We start from the raw sequence: 21850 nt of genomic DNA on the forward strand, positions 1-21850 counted from the left end.
TTTCACGCTTTTCCCTATGAACCGCCTGCCGCAGCAGAGCGGTTATTTATTTGAATGATTATCCTACTACGATGTTAACCAGCTTGCCTTTGACGGCAATCACTTTGCGAACGGCTTTGCCGCTCATCGCTTCCTGCACCTTGCTCATCCCGAGCGCCAGCTCTTGAAGCTCAGCTTCGTTGGCATCCTTGGAAACCAATGTGCGATCGACGATTTTGCCGTTCACCTGAACGACGATTTCCACCTCGTTATCGACCGTCCAAGCTTCGTCGTATTCAGGCCATTTCGCATAAGTAACCGTATCGGTATGGCCCAGCTTCTCCCACAGCTCTTCAGCCAAATGAGGAGCAATCGGGGACAGCATTTGCACGAAATGCTCCATCGCTTGCTTAGGCAGCGTGTCGGTTTTGTAAGCCTCGTTAACGAAAATCATCAGCTGGCTGATCGCCGTATTAAAGCGCAGCGCCTCGAGGTCTTCCGTAATTTTCTTAATCGTACGGTGCCAGGTCCGTTTGAAGCTGTCGCTTCCCAGTGTCTCGTCGGCGCTGATTTTCGGATGAAGCTGACCGTTCTCCCCGACAAACAAACGCCAGATCCGGTTCAAGAAACGGTAGGTTCCTTCAACTCCGTTCACGTTCCAAGGCTTGGTTGCTTCCAAAGGTCCCATGAACATTTCGTACATCCGAAGCGTATCCGCACCGAATTCATTAACAATGACATCCGGATTGATGACGTTGCCGCGGGACTTACTCATTTTCTCATTATTTTCACCCAGGATCATGCCCTGGTTTACAAGCTTATAGAACGGCTCCTTCGTCGATACGACGCCCAGATCATACAGCACTTTATGCCAGAAACGCGCATACAGCAGGTGAAGCACCGCATGCTCCGCACCACCGATGTACAGGTCGACAGGAAGCCATTTTTGCTGAAGGTCTTTGGAGCACAGCTCTTTGTTGTTCTTAGGATCGATAAAGCGCAGGTAGTACCAGCAGCTTCCCGCCCATTGCGGCATCGTGTTTGTTTCGCGGCGGGCTTTCATGCCGGTCTCCGGATCAACGGTTTCCACCCATTCCGTTACGTTCGCCAGCGGAGATTCGCCTGTGCCCGACGGAGCGATTTGGTCGACATCCGGCAGCAAGAGCGGCAGCTGATCCTCCGGAACAGTTTTCATAGTGCCGTCTTCCAGATGCAGGATCGGGATCGGCTCGCCCCAATAACGCTGACGGCTGAACAGCCAATCGCGCAGACGGTAGGTCACCTTGCCTTGACCCTTACCGTTTGCCTCCAGCCATTCGATCATCGCGGCGATAGCCTGCTCGTTATTCAAGCCGTTCAGCTGCTCGGAGTTTACATGCTCTCCGTCTCCCGCATAGGCTTCCTTCGTCACGTCGCCGCCCTTCACGACTTCGATGATCGGCAGGTCGAATTGCTTCGCGAATTCCCAGTCGCGCTGGTCATGGCCCGGCACGGCCATAATCGCCCCGGTACCGTACCCTGCAAGCACATAGTCGGCAATCCAGATCGGAGTTTTCTTGCCGTTCACCGGATTGATCGCATAAGCTCCCGTGAATACCCCGGTCTTATCCTTGGCCAGATCGGTACGCTCCAGATCGCTCTTGCGAGCGGCTTTCTCCTGATATTCCTTCACGGCAGCCGCCTGGTCTGCAGTCGTGATGGCGTCCACCAGCTCATGCTCAGGAGCCATCACGCAGTAGGTTGCGCCGAACAGAGTATCCGGACGTGTCGTAAATACTTTCAGGCTTGCATCCGCATGGCCGTCGATCGCAAATACAACCTCCGCACCCTTGGATTTCCCGATCCAGTTGCGCTGCATATCCTTGATGGATTCGGACCAATCCAGCTCCTCCAAATCTTCAAGCAATCGCTCCGCATATTCCGTAATTTTCAATACCCATTGACGCATAGGCTTACGGATTACCGGATGGTTACCGCGCTCGCTCAAGCCGTCAATGACTTCTTCGTTAGCCAATACCGTGCCCAATGCCGGACACCAGTTCACCGGAACCTCGTCTACATAGGCAAGACCCTTTTTGTACAGCTGAATAAAGATCCATTGCGTCCATTTGTAATATTCGGGATCGGTCGTGCTGATCTCGCGGTCCCAATCGTAGGAGAAGCCCAGAGACTTGATCTGGCGGCGAAAATTATTGATGTTCTTGATCGTAATATCCCGCGGATGCTCTCCGGTATCCAACGCGTGCTGTTCGGCAGGCAGGCCGAATGCGTCCCAACCCATCGGATGAAGCACATTATATCCGCGCATCCGCTTATAGCGGGATACGATATCCGTAGCTGTATAGCCTTCCGGATGTCCTACGTGCAGACCTGCGCCGGATGGATAAGGAAACATATCCAATGCGTAAAATTTAGGCAGACTGTCGTCGTCCAGCACTTTGAACGTTTTATGGTTTTCCCAATATTGTTGCCATTTCGGCTCGATGAAGAGCGGGTTATAGCCCTGCTGTTCTTTTGCTTCCTGTGTCATTCGGTTGTGCCCCCTTCAATAGATCAACATCTCAATATAAAAGCCCCTCATCGCTAGCGCAACGCTAGGGACGAGAGGCATGATTCCCGTGGTACCACCCTAGTTAGCAGCAGACATGCTTTGTCTGTGCTCACTCTTCCCCTTAACGCGGGGGCGACGATCCGGCTAAGCTCAGCTGACCGAGTGTGAAAAACCCCGGCTGCTCATGCATGAACTTCACCTTCTGGCTCCAAGACGAGTTCGCTCTTCCCCTACGCCGGCTCTCACCAACCGCCGACTCTCTGAAAAGCAGGGGATGGAGTTACTACTTCTTATCCCAGCCGTTAGCAGCATATAAAGCGATTATATGTAAAAAACGGCAGCGGTGTCAAGTATGCATGCGCTGACCTGACAATCGAGTCCACTGGAGAAGTACTATGATTAAACTACACCGATGCTGGAAATACTAGGTTCATAGAATGCGCCGATGGCAGAGGTGAGAACATGACAGGTCTTTTGAATGGCATTGCATTATCCCTTCCTTTGTGGGGGATTATTTTAGGCGTCCTCCAGATATTGCTCAGGTAGCTTCCTGAACTCTATAACTAGGACATTATTTTCGCGCTACGAAAAAAGCACGCTGCGTCGTATCCGTAACGGATTTCCACATAAAATCCGCATAGCAGTCCACCTCACGGAAGCCCGCCGCCAGCACCTGCTCCTTGATCCACGCCAACGGGTACGCCCGCTGCACATGCACCTCATCGACTCTTCGAAACCTTTCCTGTGAATCACTGTCGTCTTCCCGTCCGCTTTCACGGACAAATATGGTTAAGGCGTGCTCTATCTCGCACCGGTCCGTATCCAGCTCACTTGTCCAGATATAGGCAATATCGTCTTCATTCAAAAAAAACGGCTGCTCCTCCGCGTAGGACTCCAGCTGATACGGGGTATGAACATCGAATACGAAGATGCCCCCTTCTTTTAAGCCGCCATAAGCTTGTCCCAGAGCTTCTATAATCTCTTCTTCTTCCAGCAAATAGTTCATGCAATCGCAGAGCGAGATCACCGCGTCAACCGGCTGAAGCAGGCCCCAATCCCTAAGATCCTGCTGCATCCAGGTAACGCTCCCTTTGCCTGGAAAAGCAAGAGCGCGTTCCGCTTCATGTGCTTTTTGCTGCGCGACAGACAGCATATCCTCCGACAGATCGATGCCATACACCTCATAGCCCTGCTGCGCCAGCGGTATGGCTATATTACCGGTCCCGCATCCCAAATCCGCAATCGTTCCCGGTCTTCCATATCGGTCCCAGCATCGATTCAAAAAGTCAAGCCATTCTGCATACGGCATATCTTCCATCAAGCGATCGTAATGATATGCAAACAGCTCGTAAGCCATAACATTCAACCTCCATGTTGAAATAGGTAAGCTCACCGTAAAGGGGAATGCCCTAGTAAGCCTGTCATCTTCCTCTATGTACCGCACCCGGGTCAAGCTACCCGCATCACTGTTCCAAAGCGTGAAAAAAGCCGGCATTCCTGCAGCTTGCGGACAGTTGAAGTCTAACCCGCATGGAATGTCCGGCTGCTGCCGGTTGGAGAATTATTCTCCGCCTTTATGTTCTTCCTTCAAGTGAGTCCAGCTGCCTTCCTGGTATACCAGGCCTTCCTTCATCAGCTTGCCGACAGCACGCTTAAAGGCCGACTTGCTTATTTTGAACCTCTGCATAATGACATCCGCCGGAGTTTCATCCGAATACGGCATGGAACCATTCGGTCTTTCGCGTAAAAATTGCAGCAGCTTCTCTGCATCCTCATCGCGTCCTACTTCTTTGGGGGCACGCATCGAGAGATTGACCTTGCCGTCTTCCCGGATAAAGCTCACCCGAACATCTACTTCTTCGCCAAGACGCAGCAATCGGGTCCGCTCGGAAGCATGAATCATGCCGATCACGCCGAAGCCGACTACACCGCCGTCACAGACGACGAAGGTGCCCATTTGCAGCGTTTTGTACACCCTGCCCTTAACCCATTTATTTCTCCAGGCAGCCGGGGCATCGAAGCATAGCGGACCCAGGTCCGCCTCTCCTGCAAGCTTGGCCACCAGCCGTCCTTGCCGGTCATGGTCCAGCAGGACGAATACTTTATCCCCTATTTGGGGTCTGAGCTCAGGCAGCTCGGGAAGCTCCCGGAAGGGGAGCAGCAGGTTGCGGCCCAGACCCATTTCTAGAAAGCAGCCGAAGCGGCGATGGATATCCACCACTTCCAGCAGCGCCACCTCGCCAAGCTGAATGAGCGGCTCGCGCATCGTAGCGGCCAGGCGATCCTCCGTATCATAGAACAAAAACACGTCTACACGTTCTCCTGCCTTGATCTCTCCGATCACTTCGCTGTAATGCAGCAGAACATCCTGATGGCCGTCTGTCAGAAAATATCCGTTAGGCGGGACTTCTCTTGCTACCTCCAGATTGATACGCGTTCCCGCTTCAAGCCTCATACCCGCTCAACCACTTTCGCGTCAGACCATAGTCTCTCAATATTGTAATACTCCCGGTCGTCGCGGTGGAATACATGAATAACCACGTCGCCTAAGTCAACTAGTACCCAACGCGCCGTATCCATTCCTTCCATACCGCGAACTCGTATGCCCTTCTCTTCGGCACGCTTGCGAACTTCCGTAGCGATGGACTGTACCTGGGTCTCCGAATTCCCGTGGCAAATCACAAAATAATCGGCGATCAGGGAGATTCCCTGCAGATCCAGCGTCACCACATTCATCGCTTTTTTATCTTCAGCTGCCTCAACAACAAGGGCCATCAATTTATCCGGGGTTAAACTCATTCATTTTCCTCCTCTATATGTGAACCAATAATAGTAGACCAATGTATTCCTACTGTACTCTATCCAAATTTCCGGTAGCTTGCTCCTGCCTTTTGATTTCATCAATAAGACTATTTCTTGAAAGCATGGTTAAAGGATACACCTTTTTCCCCTTTTCCAATAAAAAACGGATCGTACCGTCAAATGCGGCAACTAATGCCTTCTCTACACTATGTTCGGCGATTTCACGGATATTATTCACACCCGGAAAATCGCGTCCCGGCTCGATATAATCGGCGAGACAAACCACCTTCTCCAGCAGGGTCATGCCTGCTCTGCCGGAGGTATGATAGCGGATCGCATCCAGGATTTCCTCGTCGTCGATGCCATAATCTCTCTGGGCGACAAAAGCTCCGGCAAAGGAATGCCACAGCTCTTTATCGTAATCGAGCAGATCGGCGGGCAGGCCGTTGTCCCTGATGATGCTCTCCTGATCCTTGACCGGCCAAAATTTGCATACATCGTGAAGAATGGCCGCTAAATACGCCTTATCGGGATCACATCCGTATTGACGCGCCAGCATCACTGCGGACTCCATTACACCTAGCGTATGCTCCCAACGCTTGGCAGGCATTTGGGCTTTCACCGACTCCATCAGCTGTTTACGATCCATAAATCCCGCTCTCCTCAATATAATCGTATACACGGTCCGGAACCATGTACCGTATTGTTTTTCCTGCCGCCACCCGATGCCGGATGTAGGTCGAAGACAGCTCCATAAGCGGCATCGTCACAAAGGTGACAGAGCCTTTCACCGGCTCGGGAAGCTCCCCGATATCCAGGGGGTAACCAGGCCGCTGCAATCCGATAAAGGAAATCAGCTGCAGCAGCTCTTCGAATTTATACCATTTGGGCAAAAATCGGACCATATCGGCACCGATAATATAGGAGAAGCGGATGTCCGGATGCTGCTGCTTTAACAGCTTCACCGTATCGATACTGTAGGACACACCGCCCTTTTGCAGCTCTATATCGAGAGGGCGAAAGGAAGGATGTCCTTCAACGGCTCTGCATACCATTTCCCATCGTTGCTCCGGCGTTGCGCCGGGAGCCTGCCGTTTGTGAGGGGGAACGTTGGTCGGCATGAACCAGACCTGATCCAGCCCCGCCTGTTCGAATGCGCATTGCGCGGCAATTAAGTGGCCGATATGAATCGGATCAAAGGTGCCTCCCATGATGCCAACCTTCATGCTTCCACCTCGTTTTCGCTCCATTTATGAAAAATGCAAGAAAGCCCCTGGCAGCGAGGCTTCATGTCTGCCGATCTACGGCAGCTCGATCGTTTTGTTATCCTTGGATTCCTTATACAACACGATAATTTTACCGATAACCTGTACCAGCTCGGCTCCGGATTGTTCCGCCAGCTGCTCGGCAACCTCGCCGCGATCCTCCATACAGTTGTTCAAAACCGTAATCTTAATCAATTCGCGGACCTCTAGAGCTTCCTCGATATGACGGATCAGATGATCATTGACGCCGCCTTTTCCCACTTGGAAGATAGGGTTTAAATGATGCGCCAAAGAGCGCAAATACCGTTTCTGTTTGCCTGTTAACATATGCTTGCCTCAATTCTAGTGTAATGCGTGCTGAGCGATAGTTTGAACATAGAAAGGAAAAAAATCAAAACAATCGCTCAACCCGTGTGTTATTTAAAAGATTGTTCGACCACCTGACGCATAGCGGTAATTGGCGCAGGAGCTCCTGTCCAGTATTCAAACGCGTAAGCTCCCTGGTAGATGAACATGCCTAGACCGCAATGAATCTTCGCACCTTTGGCCTCCGATTCGCGCAGGAACCTGGTTACTAATGGAGTATAGACCGTATCGCTGACGACGAGCCGATCGTGAATCAAAGAAGTATCCATCGGCACCGTATCTACATTGGGATGCATGCCGGCAGGCGTTATATTGACCACAAGGCTAACATCGCCGATCACATCCGGAATCGCGTCCGTTCCCATACCCGTCGTTTCGGTAAATTGGGACAGCGAATGCGCCAAATCCACCGCCTTCTCCGGGTTCCGGTTGTAAATATATATGCGGGAAGCGCCCTCCTTGGCCAAAGCGTAGCCTACGCCGCGCGCGGCTCCCCCTGCGCCCAGTATAAGCACCTTTTTCCCCTTCAAATCCAGTCCGGTCTCTTCCTTTAAGGAACGAACATAGCCGATGCCGTCCGTGTTATACCCCGTGAGGCGTCCGTTATCATTGACTATGGTATTGACGGCGCCGATAACACGAGCCCCTTCGTCAATAACGTCCATGTAATCCATGACTTCCACTTTATGAGGAATCGTCACGTTGACGCCCCGGAACTGCAAAGCTCTGATGCCCGCCACGGCGTCCTTCAGCTGACCGGGCAAAATGTGAAACGCCGCATAAGCAGCGTTAATTCCAGCCACTTCAAAAGCACGGTTCAGCATAATCGGCGATTTGGAATGACGAATCGGATCACCGAAAACCCCGTACATGATCGTGTGACTGTCCAAATGACTGTTCCCCATGCTCTCTTACTCCCCGTCCCCCAGATTATATCATCGACTCGCGTACGGCTACTTTAACGCCCTTGGGCACATGAATCATAAGATCGGCCCCAACGTCGCTGTTCACTTTCACCCATCCCAGCCCGGAAATCGAAACATCATAATGTTTCCCTTTGGCAATCCTTACAGGATGCTTGGACAGCTTCGGCAGCAATTCCAGCTCTTCGAGGCTAGGCGGAGCCAAGAGCTCTCCCTTATGCTCCTCATACAGCTCATCGGCGCGCTCCAGCTTGGTACGGTGCGGCGATAGCGCGTTGGAGACATAGAAGGTGAACGATTGACGCTGCCCCTGAACGAAATCAAACCGGACATAGCCGCCAAAAAAGATCGTCTGCCCCTCGTTCAACTGAAAGACCAAAGGCTTGACCGGCTTCTCCGGCATAAGCTTCTGCAAATCCTTCTTGCTGACCAGCTCCGTCAGGCGATGCGAATAAACAATCCCTGGCGTATCAATAATGAACGTGCCATCATCCAGCGGAATTTTCACCAAGTCGAGCGTGGTTCCCGGATATTGGGAAGTCGTAAGCTCGGCGTCAAGGTCGCTGTAGTCGCGGATGAGCCGGTTGATCAGCGTCGATTTGCCGACGTTGGTCGCCCCGACGACATAAATATCGCGTCCGTCGCGATGCTTGTCCAACGACTCGATAACCCGGTCAAATCCCATATTCTGCTTAGCCGAGCATAGCACGACGTCAACAACCTTAAGTCCAAACTCCTTGGCCTGCCGCTGGACCCAGTTGACAATTCTATTGAAATTCGTCACCTTCGGCAGCAGGTCGATTTTGTTCACGACTAGCACTACAGGATTGTTTCCTATAAAACGGGGAAGTCCGCTGATCAGCGTCCCTTCGAAATCAAATATATCGACGATATTGACGACCAGGGATTTCGTGCTTCCAACGTGGCCCAGAAGCTTCAAGAAATCGTCCTGATTGAGCGTAATCCCCGCCATATCGTTATAGTGCTTGATCCGGAAGCAGCGCTGGCATATGACCGGCGTGCGCTTTAGCGCCTGGTCCGGGACGTACCCCAGCTTATCGGCACTCTCGGTTTGAAGCTTTACTCCGCAGCCTGCACAGGCTTCTTGTTCCAAATGCAATTCTGTCATCTTGTGTGTGTACCTACTTTCTCATCCAGGTTAAAGCGGCCTTTTCCAACGAACGGTTGACCACTTTGGTAAACAAGCCTTCATCCCGCCGTTCGATCGGCAATACCAAGATCGTATACAAGCCCATCCGGTTCCCGCCAAGAACATCGGTCATCATTTGATCCCCGATCACGACCGTTTCCTCCGGCCCGAGCTTCATGAGATGCATGGCTTTATGAAATGCAGCTCTGGTCGGTTTCTTGGCCCGGTAAATAAAAGGCAGCGATAACGGCTCGGCAAATTTGCTTACGCGCAGCTTATTGTTGTTGGATACAATGACAACTTGAAAGCCGATTTGTCCAACTACCTTCAGCCAGTCGATTAACTCAGGCGTTGCCAGCGGCGCCTTGGCTCCGACCAGCGTGTTGTCCAGATCCGTAATGATGCCGCGTTTGCCTTCATTCCATAATTTCTGCAGATCAATATCGTAAATGGTATTCACTTGTAACCGTGGAACCAGCTTCTTCAGCAACCATATTCACCTCAAAACAAGCATATATACGCAAACTATACCATAATTGACCTTTTTGTTGCAAAAAGATTAACGGCTGTCCTGCCATCATTTCCTGAACAAAAAAAGCACCCGATTCTATTCGTCGGATGCCCGCTTTTACGATTCGTCCATTTCCTGCTTCAGCTTCATCAGCTCTTCCTTACGAGAAGGGTCTTTTCTGAAATATTCAATTAGAGTCTCGATACATGTGATGGAATCCCAGCTCAAGTGATGTTCAATACCCTCTACATCTTTATAAATGGTATCCTCCGAAACGCCGATTAACGTTAAAAACTCTTCGAGCAATTGATGCCGGTCGACAAGTCGTTTTCCCATCTTCTGGCCCTTGGAAGTCAATACGAGACCGCGGTATTTTTCATAAACCAAATAATTGTCTTTATCCAATTTCTGGATCATTTTCGTAACGGAAGAAGGATGCACTTCCAGGCCTTCGGCGATATCGGACACACGAGCATATCCCTTCTCGTCGATCAGCTTGTAGATCCTCTCCAGATAGTCCTCCATACTTGGTGTAGCCATTTGCTTTCCTCCCGTACCTCTTAAACCATACGTATGCAGCCCGGTAAAGATGGGTCACCATTGCAAAAAGCGCTCATCGATTCTGTTATTTCCCACGAGTGAGCGTCAACGTTCAGGTTCAAACTATGGTCATTATAAGCGCCTTTTACTATATCACAGCCGGATGTCCGAAGCAAGTTAAGGTTGGAAAATGAAACCGATCTTCGCCACCTGAAAAGGAGAACTGGTATGACATTAGAAACGTTAACGCCCCCTCTTCGGCAGACCGAGGTATTCGTCCCGGAGCTTGTATATTTTGAGCCGGACGCATTGCAATATCCGAAAGGCCAGAAAATTATGGAATGGGCCAAGCAGCAGGGGCTGCCGATCCGAATGACGACTTCCCACAACCGGATAACGAATCTGCCCGGAGACAGCGATCTGGAGAAGTACCGTATAGCCAAACGAACGCTCGTTGTCGGAATCCGCAAGACATTAAAGTTCGATACATCCAAGCCCTCGGCCGAGTATGCAATCCCGATAGCGACGGGGTGCATGGCACATTGCCATTACTGCTACCTGCAAACGACACTTGGAGCAAAGCCCTATATTCGAGTGTATGTCAATACCGATGATATATTGAAAGCAGCCAAGCAATATATTGAAGAACGGGCTCCGGAGATCACCCGGTTCGAGGCAGCATGTACATCGGATCCGGTCGGTTTGGAGCACATAAGCGGTTCTTTGAAGGAGCTTATTGAGTTTATGGGGAAAGAGCCGCTCGGACGGCTGCGTTTTGTGACCAAATTCCATCATGTAGAGCCGCTGCTGGATGCCAAGCATAATAAGCATACCCGATTCCGCTTCAGCGTCAACGCCGATTATGTCATCAAAAATTTCGAGCCTGCAACCTCCAGCTTCTACGAGCGGATTACCGCGGCAGGTAAAGTGGCCAAAGCGGGATATCCTTTGGGATTCATTATCGCTCCTATCATATGGCATGAGGGCTGGGAGGACGGGTACCGGGAGCTTCTGGAAAAATTAAAAGAGGCGCTTCCCGAAGAAGCTGCCTCTGATTTGACCTTTGAGCTCATTCAGCACCGCTTCACCAAAACAGCCAAGAACGTCATTCAGCAAAGATACCCGAAGACGAAGCTGGAGCTAGACGAAACGAAGCGCAAATATAAATGGGGCCGCTGGGGCCAAGGCAAATATGTATATCCTGATGAACAGGCAACGGCGCTGCGTGAATTTATAACCGAACAAATTTTCGAGAAATTCCCTACATCCAGCATCGACTATTTCACTTAAAATTTCAGATAATCGGGGGTAATGGAGTTCAGCCAGATCGTGATCCGGGTCATCTGATCCGTGTATAACAGAACGGCCATGACAATCATCAGGCCCCCGCCTATCTTCATAATCTTTGAGGAGTACCGAAGAATCCATTTGGTGCTGCCAATGAAAAAGGCAAGGATAAAAAACGGAATGGCAAAGCCCAAGGAATATGCCGTTATTAATGGCAGCCACGAATCCGGACTGGTCGCAGCCAAAGCCAAAATAGCCGACAGGATCGGACCGATACAGGGACTCCAGCCTGCTGCAAAGCCCATGCCGATCAGGACGGACCCCAAATACCCCGCAGGCTTAAACTTCCACTGCAGCTTGCGTTCCTTCATCAGCCATTGCGGCTGAAATATCCCTACCAAAAACAATCCCATCGCAAAAATTAAAATCGCTGCAATCTGACGAAGCAGATCTTTATAATCGATGAATAGATTGGATACGAGTCCGGCACCCCAGCCGAGGCTGTAAAAGATAATGGAGAAGCCCACAATAAAGCATAGGGTGTGAAGAACGGTTCTTTTGCGGACGCCGGCATCCGAGCCTTCCTTCAGCTGGCTGACGGAGATTCCGGTTATATAGGATAAATAAGATGGATACAAGGGTAAGCAGCAGGGCGATATAAACGATGCCACGCCAGCCCATAGCGCGATCCATAGATTAACTTCCATGATGACTCCCTTCTTACGGCTTTCTATGTACTAGGTTCTTTTTATAAGGCATCCATTAGACAAGCTCTGGCGGAATCGCGCTTACATACGAAAGCCGCGCTTGATGAACATACTGATAATCAGCAGTACAATAAGGCACAAGACAATAGTGGCGCCCGGCGCCGTGCTCCAGATCCCTGCGGCAACCAGGCCTCCGACCACGGCAATCTCAGAGAACAGTACGGACCAGAACAGCGAGTTGCGAAAGCTCTTGGCTACAAGCAGGCTGCAGGCGACCGGTATCGTCAATAACGAGGATACAAGAAGCGCGCCGACGATCTTGATAGCCACCGTTATGACCAGCGCCGTCAATATGGTAATCATCATGTTGTAGAAGCGAAGCGGCAAACCGCTGACTCCTGCAGCGTCCTCATCAAAGAACATCAGGAACAGCTCCTTGTAGTTTGCCAAAATGACAGCTACTACGATAACCGTTACCCCTAGAACGACCCATAAATCCATCGAGTCCAAAGTATAAATGCTCCCGAAAAAGTAACTCATAACGTTGATATTAAAGCCCTTCCCCAATGTGAACAACAGGGTGGCCAAGGCAACGCCGCCGGACATGATGATAGCAATGGAAAGCTCCGCATAAGTCTTATAGGCCTTGCGGAGCCATTCGATCGCGAAGGATGCAAGTACAGCGAATAAAAGCCCTACGCCGATCGGATATACATTGATCAGGAAGCCCAGAGCAATCCCTGCTATAGATACGTGCGCAAGGGTGTCTCCGATCATCGAGAGCCTTCTCAGCACCAGAAAGACTCCCATCATAGGGGCCGCAAGTCCGATGAGCAGACCGCCCAACAAAGCGCGTTGAAAAAAATATTCCGTAAAAATATCCACCTGTTTCTCTCCTAGCTTCAGCTTCCGTACATGTCTTTCTTACGATAATACCTCAATTTGCTCCCTTAACTGCTGGATGGAATGAGTCAAATTCGTCTCCTTGCAATTTTCGGGCTCGTGAGTATGCTTTACATAGAATGAAAGCGAGCCGTTTTTTTGAATCGGCTCCTTACCAATATAAGATTGTACCATATCCATATCGTGGGATACCATAATAAACGTAATATGGTGATGCTCATGCATGTGACGGATCATTTTGAAAAAGCCGGCCTGCGTCTCCGCATCAATCCCCACTGTAGGCTCGTCTAGGATAAGAAGCTCCGGATTGTTGATCAGCGCCCGCGCCAAAAACACACGCTGCTGCTGCCCTCCTGACAGCTGGCCGATACGCCGGTCGGCCAAATCCTCGATCCGCATGACGTACAGCGCATCCTCGCATTTCTGGTAATCCTCTTTGGTCAAGCGGCGGAACATTTTCTTTTTCCCGTACAAGCCGGAAAGGACGACCTCGCGCACGGTGGCCGGGAACAGCGGATTGAACGCATTTTTCTGCGGCACATATCCGATTCTCTCCCAATCCCGAAAGGTGGAGAGGGGCTCCCCGAACAACCGGATTTCGCCTTGTGTAGGCTTCAACAATCCGACAATCATTTTGAGCAAAGTGGTTTTCCCAGCTCCGTTCGATCCGATCAAGCCGATAAAATCACGCTCCAGGATGGTAAAACTGAGGTTTTCAATCACCTTTTTATTTTCGTAGAAAAAAAAGACGTCATCCATCGAGACAATGCTCTGATGACATCCTGCATTCACTGGCTTCATAGCGTAAGCTCCTTCTTTTGTGCAGGTTCCTACTTCTATTGTAATGCTTTTATTAAATTATTCAAATTGGCTTCCATCAGCGAAATATAGTCGGCTCCGGATTTCAGCTGCTCTTCCGTCAAGCCCTCTATCGGATTCAGCACCATTGTCTCTACTTTGGCATCTTTCGCTAATGTCTTGGCCATCCTGTCGGAGACAAGCTCCTCGAAGAAAATGTATTTAATGTTGTTCGCTCGAATAAATTCGTTAATTTCTTTCAAGTCCTTGGAGGTCGGCTCGGAGTCTGGAGATAAACCCATGATCGCCTTTTGCGTCAAGCCGTACTCATTCGCCAAATATGCGAAGGACTGGTGTGTGACAACGATATCTTTCTTCGATGCTTTGGATAGTGCGTCTTTATATTTGTTATGAAGCTGATCGAGATTGTCTGCGAGCTTCTTGAAGTTAGCCTCGTAGTCCGCTTGGTTGGCAGGATCGACCTTTACCAGCTGATCCTTGATGTTCTGGGCCATGATTTTCGCATTAACCGGGCTCAGCCACACATGAGGATCGTAATGAGCATCGTGTTTGTGATCGTGATCGTCTTGCTTGCCCTGCTCTACATGGTCATCTTCGGTTGAAGCGATAAGCTGAATCCCTTTGCTGGCTTCTACTACGGAAACTTTGGAATCCTTAGGCAAGCTGTCCAGCGTGTCCTGAACCCAGCCCTCGAATCCGGCGCCAAGATAAACAAACATCTGAGCCTTGGACAAGTTCTGCATATCCCGGCTTTTTGGCGACCAATCGTGGGGCTCTACGCCTGCGGGTACCAGGTTGATGGCGTTGACATGGTCGCCGCCTATTTTTTTCGCAAAATCATATAACGGATAAAAGCTGGCTACGACATTCACCTTACCGTTGACCAACGTCGCCTGCGACTTGCCGCAGCCTGCGAGAACGACTGAAATCAGTAATGTAAGAAAAAAAGGAATCATAACACTTTTCTTGCGTAACGACATGGAAAAACGCTCCCCCTGAAATGTAAATCGTAAATTTTTTTATTAGTCGTTAACGATTATACGTCCGCCCCCCGCCCATGTCAACAGTTAATAATATTTACGATTAACGAGGTTCATTAACTGCACTTGCCTGATTCATTGCATCAATTAAAAAAGCAGACCGCCGCGGCAGTCTGCTCGTTATAACTATGTTTGTTGTACAAGAATCAAGCGGAGGCCCATGCCGATCAAGAAGCCGACACATAGCCCGAATATTCCAAGCCAAATCGCCCCTAAGAAGTCACTTGAATAAACAACCCCGATCGTCCCGAAAAAAGCCCCGAAGGTAAAGGGCACTACCGCATACGGCTTCGTGCCTCCCCCAGCATCCTTATAAGCGTCCCAAATTCCGAACATATAGACACAAGGATAGAACATGAACCAATGGTAATTCGTCTGGTCGATCGTTGCCTGGATATCCCCGTGGAAACTGGAGATGATGATCATATTCAAGTTGGACTTCAGGTTAATGAAAAACTCCAAAACGATGAGCAAAATACCCTTGATATATTTGCCGTTAAGAAGCTGACCGAATCCCGGGAGAGCGATGCTCCATAATATCGCCTCAACGCGTGACGCTTTGGCCATGGCCTTAATGTGCAGACAATGCGTCACGATCCGCCGCTTGCGGAGGTTGTTCCATCCAGCCTAAATCAATCAAAATATTGGCTCCGTCTTCCGCGTAATTGCCCACCTCCGCTATAAACCTCGCGTAAGTGGCCGCCACGTCATGTCTGCTGCCGAAGGCTAGAGCATTGCCGTATGTCCGGACTCGCATTGAAAACATATCAAGTTTATGGGAAACCATCAATTTATCGGAAAACGGCGACACTGTGGAATCCGTAACCAAATGGTCCAGAAGGGTGTGAGACGGCAAATCTTCTTTAAGAAGCATTTTGCTTAAAATATCGAATTGCTTGGAAGCGATCTCCTTCCCTCTTCGGAAATAATCCCGTGTCTGATCGAGCCTTGCTGACTGACAGAAGCCAACCAATACGGCTCTGCTGACCGCATTGTTCTGAACGTTATCATAGAGATGAGTAATTTCCAACGCATTGAGCGGACGGACATCTCCGAAGAACCCGTTCAAATACCCCTGCTTTTTCACGATATCGATTTTTTTGGGGACGGGAAGATACGGAGATTTGATCAAAAAACCTTTTGTGTACAACAAATCATTGACGTCGTTCATCAATTTGATCGTCGTCACAAGGCAATCGGTAAAAAATTCACGTACATCTGGACGGCTCATCAACGGCACGGCGATTCCGTAAATGTTAATCCCCGCTTTGCCGGTATATTTCAAGTAATGCAAGTAGAACTCATCTGCAAACAACCGGGGCGCCCCCAAATTGACGTCATCTTCGGTGAAGCCGACGGGCATCGGATGCTGCTCCTTAGTAAAGATATCTGTGACGGTTTGCGCGAACCGGTTAGCTAATTGAAGTGCCTCCTCCAGGACGTGTCGGATTTCTGTGTCATCCACATGCTGAAGAAAATAGCGCAGCACGCATCGAGCCATACTATTACCCGAATAGGTCACCCACAATTTACCAATCTCAGCAGAAGTCAAATTATCGGACAGATCTCCTTGCTTAACGCTTGTGTTCTCGAGTTCGGTTTTCATCATAAGAAGCTAGCCACCTTTTTTTTCTTTAAGATACCATTGTGGCGTTTTATTTATTCAGATGAAAGACAAAAAAGTCCCCATCCCCGAAAAATCGGGAGGATGGGGACTTCCATTCGTTCACTACTCTACGCGCACGGCTTGCATTTGCGCCTTGATGCACAGCTCCGCCGCTTTGAAGGCGTGCTCCTGGGTCATTGCATTCTCCGTACGGTTAATGCAGTCGAGGATCAGCTGGCCGAAGAACGGATAGCCTACTTGGCCTTTCAGCGAATAGTGCTTCTCGCCCTCCTGGTTGACCAAATACAGATGGTCGCCTTTCGGGTCGCGGGCGATGTCGATGTACTTACGGATTTCAATATATCCCTCCGTACCCAGGATCGTCATACGTCCGTCGCCCCAAGTGCCGAGGCCGTCCGGAGTCAACCAGTCGACACGGAAGTAGTTGGTCGCGCCGTTATCGGCAACCAGGGTAGCGTCGCCGAAATCTTCAAGCTCAGGATAATCCTTGTTGTTATAATTAGCCACTTTACTGTGAAGCACCTTCGCATCCTTCGCACCTGTGAAGAACAGGAACTGCTCGATTTGATGGCTGCCGATATCGCACAAGATGCCGCCATATTTTTCATGCTGGAAGAACCATTCCGGTCTGGACGGTGCATTCAAGCGATGAGGACCAAAGCCGATAACCTGGACTACGCGGCCGATAGCACCCTGCTCGATCAATTGACCTGCAAAGACAGCACTCTCTACGTGAAGACGTTCACTGTAGTAGACCATGTACTTTTTGCCGGTTTCCTTCACCTTGGCTTTAGCTTGCTCAATCTGCTCCAAGGTGGTGAAAGGCGTTTTATCCGTGAAGTAGTCTTTTCCGTGATCCATAGCGCGAAGACCTAGCGCAGCGCGTTCCGAAGGCACAGCAGCTCCGGCGATCAGCTTGATCGATGGATCGTTCAAAATTTCAGCCTCGGAAGAAGCTGCCTTGGCTTGCGGAAATTTCTTGATAAATGCTTCCACCTTGGCAGGATCGGGGTCATACACGGCAACAAGATCGGCTCCCGCTTCGATCAAGCCGTTGCACATGCCATATATGTGGCCGTGATCCAGTGCGATTGCGGCGAATGCAAATTCTCCCTTAGCTACAACCGGATTCGGTTTGCCTTGCGGCGCGTAATTCATTCCGTCTTTGGTTTGCATAATGGTTAGGCCTCCTGGTAAGAGTCATGGATTATTCATAGTTCATTGTTAACGTGAACAATCCTCATTTTACCACAGATCCGTTAGGAAGTGCATCAGAAATTGTAGCTAAAGTTAATTGATCTCCATGGGAAGCTGCCAGAATCATGCCTTGCGACAATTCGCCCCGCAATTTCACCGGCTTCAGGTTCGTTACGCAGATGACCTTACGGCCGACCATTTGCTCCGGTGTGTAAAATTTGGCGATACCTGATACAACCTGACGCTGCTCGGTCCCCAGATCCAACTGAAGCTTCAGCAGCTTGTCTGCCCCTTTGACCGGCTCAGCGGCGATGACTTCCGCGACGCGAAGCTCCACCTTGAAGAAGTCGTCGATCGAGATTTCCTGAATCCCTTCAACAGCTTCATTCTTCTCGGCCGCTTTAGCCGGCTTCTCCTCCGTCTTCACCGCTGCAGGCTCCGCTTCAGCTCCGCCGCCCATAGCCTGAACAATGTAGGACACCTCTTTGTCTACCTCCAGACGAGGGAACATCACTTCCCCTTTCTCTACGCGGATACCGCTCGGGAGAGATCCGAATTGGTGAATCGTATCCCAAGCCGTCAGCGGACCTTCCTGGATGCCGAGCTGCTGCCACATTTTGCGCGGAGTCTGCGTCAGGAACGGCTGCAGCATCACCGATGCGATGCGAAGCGATTCCGCCAGGCAATAGAGCACGGAGCCGAGCGTCGGGCGCTTGCTCTCATCCTTCACCAGCGCCCATGGCTGGGTCTCATCAATATATTTGTTCGTCCGGCTGACCATCTGCCAGATCGCGCCCAGAGCAACGGAAAACTCCATGTTTTCCATAGCTTCCTCTACCTTGCGGGCGGTCGAACGAATCGTATCAAGAAGCGCTGCGTCAAATTCCGTTGCGTTCTCGATATATTCCGGTACGGTGCCGCCAAAGTATTTGTCGATCATGACGACCGTCCGGCTGAGCAGGTTACCCAAATCGTTTGCCAGATCAAAGTTGATCCGTTCCACGAAGCTTTCCGGCGTGAAAGTGCCATCAGAACCGAACGGAACCTCACGGAGCAAGTAGTAGCGAAGCGCATCCAGACCGTAGCGGTCGATCAGCGTTACTGGGTCTACGACGTTGCCTTTGGATTTGGACATCTTGCCGTCCTTCATTAAGAGCCAGCCGTGTCCGAATACCTTTTTAGGCAGAGGCAGATCTAGAGCCATCAGCATAATAGGCCAATAGATCGTATGGAAGCGGACGATTTCTTTGCCTACCAGATGCACGTCGGCAGGCCAATACTTCTTGTATTTGCTGTCGTCCTCGCTTCCGTAACCAAGCGCCGTAATATAGTTGGACAGCGCGTCGATCCAGACATAGATGACATGCTTCGGATCCTTCGGCACCTTAATACCCCAATCAAATGTCGTGCGGGATACTGCCAGGTCCTCAAGACCCGGTTTGATGAAGTTGTTGATCATCTCGTTCTTACGCGATTCCGGCTGGATGAAGTCAGGGTTTTCCTCGTAATATTTCAGCAGGCGGTCAGCGTATTTGCTCATGCGGAAGAAATAGCTTTCTTCCTTGATGAGCTCTACAGGACGTCCGCAGTCCGGACAGTTGCCGTTAACCAGCTTGTTTTCCAGGAAAAAGGACTCGCAAGGCGTACAGTACCAGCCTTCGTAGGTCCCTAGATAAATATCGTCCTGCTCGATCAGGCGGGCGAAAATGCTCTCAACGGAAAGCTTGTGCCGCGGTTCCGTCGTGCGGATAAAATCGTCGTAGGAGATGTCAAGCTTGCTCCAAAGCTCCTTGATCCCGGCGACGATGCCGTCGACAAATTGCTGAGGCGTAACGCCCTTCTCCTGCGCCTTGCGCTCAATCTTTTGACCGTGCTCATCTGTACCTGTCAGGTACATCACGTCATAACCGCGAAGCCGCTTATAACGTGACATGGCATCGCCGGCCACAGTCGTGTAGGCATGCCCGATATGAAGCCTATCGCTCGGATAGTAAATCGGGGTCGTAATGTAAAACGTTTTGTTCTGTTCTGGCATCGTAATCGCTCCTTCGATTCTTTTTGAAAACAAAAAAAGCCCTGTCCAGCTTGGGACGAGAGCTTGTGCTCACGCGGTACCACCCAACTTCCCCCGCTATCAGCTTGGCTGCCAGCAAGGCTCAGTAGTCATATGCGACCTTCCGTTAACGCCGGAACTACGACGATGGCTTACGGCTTACGAACGACGCACCACGATCACCATCATTACCTCCCGGACCATCTTCCCCTGCTTCCGTCAACCGGCTCTCAGCCAACCCGGCTCTCTGTGTGACATCCGCAAGCTACTTATCCGTTCATAGGCTATATACAAATATAGGGTTAAGGCAAATATAGCGATAAAGAAGACCCGTGTCAAGTGAGGGCTTACGTATTATTGCTGCCGCTTCGTCACGGCTTCTAAACGTCGGTCCTCCGCTTGACTAGCCGGGCCGCTCTCCGCAGCAGAATCAGCCTCCTGCTTCCGGGCAGGCGGAACATAATCTATCCCTCCGGGATGAAACGGATGACATTTGCAAATCCGTTTGACCGCAAGCCAGCTTCCTTTCGCGGCACCGTGGGTTTCCAGAGCTTCGAGCGCATACTGGGAGCAAGTAGGGTAGAAGCGGCATGTCGGCGGCTTCAAGGGTGAAATGAATTTGCGGTAAAAGCGGACTCCGCCCTGAAGCAGTTTTTTCATAAGAAGCGCCTCCCGATCGTTAGCAGACTCTGTTCGCCAACCAAACACGGTCACAATATGCCCCTTCAGATGTCAGCGAAGTCTTTAAGAGTATCATGCCCGATCATCCTTCCCGCGTCAAGGTGACTGCACCGGACTGAAGCCGCCGTCAATATACGCTATTTTTTCATAGAGGCAATATCCTTGGACGCACCTTCCTGAGCCTCGCGCAGCGCGCTGATGGAGTCTTTTTCTCCGGATACAATGGCGTTGAATGCGGTCGTCATCCGCTTGGCGATGATATCGTCATATTTGGTCACGAAGGAAGGCTTGGCCCTTTCTTTGGCGAAGAAGGCTTCGACATGTTTCCCTTTGAAATTTCTTCCATTAGATCCATCCGCCGATTGACCGAACGCCTTGATAACCTCCGGCGTCGTAACGACAGGCAGGGTACCGGCTTTCGAAATTTTCATTTGATACTCATCGGACGTCAATGCCCTCAATATCTCAAAGGCAAGATCCTTATTCTTGCTTGTACTCGCTATGTTCATATAGGTTGCGTAATCCTGCGGCCCGATCCCCGGCGCTTCCTTAAACGTTGGCATACTGACCATATCCCAGCTGTCAAAGTCCCATCGGCCGATCTGGTAAGCCATCATCGCGACGTTCTTCTCTTTGCCAAACATGTCCGTATTCGCCTTCTCGTTGCCTGGAATTTGACTGAACCTCGTGAAATTTTCCATAAACAGCCTGAACTTGTCATCCGTAACCTGCACGCTTTGCGTTGTCGGGTTGTAGTAAGAGAGCGACAGCTGGTTCGTGTTATACATGAAAGGATAGCGGGTGGCAAAGCCGTAGTAATTGGTTCCCGCATCGGTTCGGGTCATCTTTTTGGCCAGCTCGTACGTCTCATCCCAGGTCATGCCGTCCTTCGGATACGGAACCCCGAATTTATCGAAGATATCCTTATTATAAAAGAGAGCTGTTGGCGCGCTTGCGACAGGAAAGCCGTATATCCCGCCGCCGAACTGCTTCTGAAACTCAACCGTATTCGGTCCCAAGCGATTCAGATCGTAGCTGTTCTTCTTTATCAGTTCGCTTATATCATACAGCAGTTGGGTATCGGCAAGAGACGGGAACGAGAAAATGGAGCATAGGATCAAGTCGACCGGCTGTCCCGATACGATCAGCTCGTTAGGCGTCGTTCCTTTCCCCGTTGCGATGAACTTGATCGTGACCTGTGGAAATTTGGCTTTAATCTCCTTCCCGATATCGCTGTCCATGAACGCTTCAGCCGTTGCCGTCGAATTGGAGGCATTATAAACAACAAGCTCAACGGGCTCCTGGCTGTTCTTCACGGCGGGTGTCTCTTCCTTGGAGGTTGTTGCCGCTGGGTTAGCTCCCGAGCTACAAGCGGTTACAAATAGAGTTAGAGCCATTGTCATATAAGTCGCTGTATTCCATTTGTGTAAACGTTTTCTTTTCATCGTA

At 50.5% G+C, this 21850-nt stretch carries 22 protein-coding genes and 1 other annotated feature; of the genes, 1 reads left to right on the plus strand and 21 read right to left on the minus strand.

Annotated elements, in window-relative coordinates:
* Window positions 1-58: 58 nt before the first annotated feature.
* The 11 genes from leuS to mntR form a co-directional block, all read right to left on the minus strand.
* On the minus strand, window positions 59-2509 hold the full coding sequence (gene leuS / locus ABEA66_RS21145) for a leucine--tRNA ligase (protein ID WP_345590501.1): 2451 nt from the start codon (window positions 2507-2509) through the stop codon (window positions 59-61).
* A 63-nt stretch (window positions 2510-2572) separates the two neighbouring features.
* Window positions 2573-2836, minus strand: a binding site (T-box leader).
* 265 nt (window positions 2837-3101) lie between these two features.
* On the minus strand, window positions 3102-3887 hold the full coding sequence (locus ABEA66_RS21150) for a class I SAM-dependent DNA methyltransferase (protein WP_345590503.1): 786 nt from the start codon (window positions 3885-3887) through the stop codon (window positions 3102-3104).
* Between the two features lie 204 nt (window positions 3888-4091).
* The gene (locus ABEA66_RS21155; RefSeq protein WP_345590505.1) at window positions 4092-4985 is read right to left on the minus strand and encodes a CvfB family protein; all 894 of its coding nucleotides are present in this window, start codon (window positions 4983-4985) and stop codon (window positions 4092-4094) included.
* A complete protein-coding gene (rsfS, locus tag ABEA66_RS21160) occupies window positions 4982-5329 on the minus strand; it encodes a ribosome silencing factor (protein WP_345590507.1) in 348 nt (115 codons plus the stop codon). Before rsfS ends, ABEA66_RS21155 begins: the two co-directional genes overlap by 4 nt.
* A gap of 49 nt (window positions 5330-5378) precedes the next feature.
* Window positions 5379-5981 carry a bis(5'-nucleosyl)-tetraphosphatase (symmetrical) YqeK gene (gene yqeK, locus ABEA66_RS21165; protein WP_345590509.1) on the minus strand — a complete coding sequence of 201 codons (603 nt, stop codon included), beginning with the start codon at window positions 5979-5981 and terminating at the stop codon, window positions 5379-5381.
* A complete protein-coding gene (locus ABEA66_RS21170) occupies window positions 5971-6558 on the minus strand; it encodes a nicotinate-nucleotide adenylyltransferase (protein ID WP_345590511.1) in 588 nt (195 codons plus the stop codon). The genes yqeK and ABEA66_RS21170 overlap by 11 nt, the downstream gene beginning before the upstream one ends.
* Window positions 6559-6633: 75 nt before the next feature.
* Complete coding sequence (gene yhbY / locus ABEA66_RS21175) at window positions 6634-6924, minus strand: ribosome assembly RNA-binding protein YhbY (RefSeq protein WP_192702762.1); 291 nt, start codon at window positions 6922-6924, stop codon at window positions 6634-6636.
* A gap of 89 nt (window positions 6925-7013) precedes the next feature.
* Window positions 7014-7868: a shikimate dehydrogenase gene (locus ABEA66_RS21180; protein WP_345590514.1), complete on the minus strand. Its 855-nt coding sequence runs from the start codon at window positions 7866-7868 to the stop codon at window positions 7014-7016.
* 25 nt (window positions 7869-7893) lie between these two features.
* On the minus strand, window positions 7894-9015 hold the full coding sequence (gene yqeH, locus ABEA66_RS21185) for a ribosome biogenesis GTPase YqeH (protein WP_079910601.1): 1122 nt from the start codon (window positions 9013-9015) through the stop codon (window positions 7894-7896).
* 13 nt (window positions 9016-9028) lie between these two features.
* Complete coding sequence (locus tag ABEA66_RS21190) at window positions 9029-9526, minus strand: YqeG family HAD IIIA-type phosphatase (protein WP_079910602.1); 498 nt, start codon at window positions 9524-9526, stop codon at window positions 9029-9031.
* 138 nt (window positions 9527-9664) lie between these two features.
* Window positions 9665-10087: a transcriptional regulator MntR gene (gene mntR / locus ABEA66_RS21195; protein ID WP_079910603.1), complete on the minus strand. Its 423-nt coding sequence runs from the start codon at window positions 10085-10087 to the stop codon at window positions 9665-9667.
* 228 nt (window positions 10088-10315) lie between these two features.
* Here mntR and splB point away from each other — a divergent pair, with 228 nt between their 5' ends.
* Complete coding sequence (gene splB, locus ABEA66_RS21200; RefSeq protein WP_079910604.1) at window positions 10316-11377, plus strand: spore photoproduct lyase; 1062 nt, start codon at window positions 10316-10318, stop codon at window positions 11375-11377.
* On the opposite strand, the gene ABEA66_RS21205 is transcribed toward splB, so the two are convergent.
* The 10 genes from ABEA66_RS21205 to ABEA66_RS21250 all read right to left on the minus strand — a co-directional run bounded on the left by ABEA66_RS21205 (window position 11374) and on the right by ABEA66_RS21250 (window position 21846).
* Window positions 11374-12081 (minus strand): cytochrome c biogenesis CcdA family protein, encoded by a 708-nt coding sequence (locus tag ABEA66_RS21205; RefSeq protein WP_079910605.1) that lies wholly within the window; start codon window positions 12079-12081, stop codon window positions 11374-11376. The genes splB and ABEA66_RS21205 overlap by 4 nt on opposite strands.
* An 81-nt stretch (window positions 12082-12162) precedes the next feature.
* Window positions 12163-12966, minus strand: a complete 804-nt coding sequence (locus tag ABEA66_RS21210) for a metal ABC transporter permease (RefSeq protein ID WP_079910606.1) — start codon at window positions 12964-12966, stop codon at window positions 12163-12165.
* A 39-nt stretch (window positions 12967-13005) separates the two neighbouring features.
* On the minus strand, window positions 13006-13785 hold the full coding sequence (locus ABEA66_RS21215) for a metal ABC transporter ATP-binding protein (RefSeq protein WP_079910607.1): 780 nt from the start codon (window positions 13783-13785) through the stop codon (window positions 13006-13008).
* A 35-nt stretch (window positions 13786-13820) separates the two neighbouring features.
* Window positions 13821-14783, minus strand: coding sequence for a metal ABC transporter substrate-binding protein (locus ABEA66_RS21220; protein WP_345590520.1), 963 nt, complete (start codon window positions 14781-14783; stop codon window positions 13821-13823).
* Window positions 14784-14969: 186 nt separating this feature from the next.
* The gene (locus ABEA66_RS21225; RefSeq protein WP_306293521.1) at window positions 14970-15437 is read right to left on the minus strand and encodes a hypothetical protein; all 468 of its coding nucleotides are present in this window, start codon (window positions 15435-15437) and stop codon (window positions 14970-14972) included.
* Complete coding sequence (locus ABEA66_RS21230; protein WP_345590523.1) at window positions 15415-16452, minus strand: DUF3231 family protein; 1038 nt, start codon at window positions 16450-16452, stop codon at window positions 15415-15417. Before ABEA66_RS21230 ends, ABEA66_RS21225 begins: the two co-directional genes overlap by 23 nt.
* A 120-nt stretch (window positions 16453-16572) precedes the next feature.
* On the minus strand, window positions 16573-17646 hold the full coding sequence (locus ABEA66_RS21235; RefSeq protein WP_079910611.1) for a Gfo/Idh/MocA family protein: 1074 nt from the start codon (window positions 17644-17646) through the stop codon (window positions 16573-16575).
* Between the two features lie 64 nt (window positions 17647-17710).
* On the minus strand, window positions 17711-19702 hold the full coding sequence (gene metG, locus ABEA66_RS21240) for a methionine--tRNA ligase (protein WP_345590525.1): 1992 nt from the start codon (window positions 19700-19702) through the stop codon (window positions 17711-17713).
* A gap of 372 nt (window positions 19703-20074) precedes the next feature.
* Window positions 20075-20380, minus strand: coding sequence for a membrane protein insertion efficiency factor YidD (yidD, locus tag ABEA66_RS21245; RefSeq protein WP_345590527.1), 306 nt, complete (start codon window positions 20378-20380; stop codon window positions 20075-20077).
* Between the two features lie 158 nt (window positions 20381-20538).
* The gene (locus ABEA66_RS21250; protein ID WP_345590529.1) at window positions 20539-21846 is read right to left on the minus strand and encodes an ABC transporter substrate-binding protein; all 1308 of its coding nucleotides are present in this window, start codon (window positions 21844-21846) and stop codon (window positions 20539-20541) included.
* Between the last annotated feature and the right edge of the window lie 4 nt (window positions 21847-21850).

The sequence above is a fragment of the Paenibacillus vulneris genome, from assembly GCF_039543185.1.
In the GTDB taxonomy this organism is placed as follows: domain Bacteria; phylum Bacillota; class Bacilli; order Paenibacillales; family NBRC-103111; genus Paenibacillus_S; species Paenibacillus_S vulneris.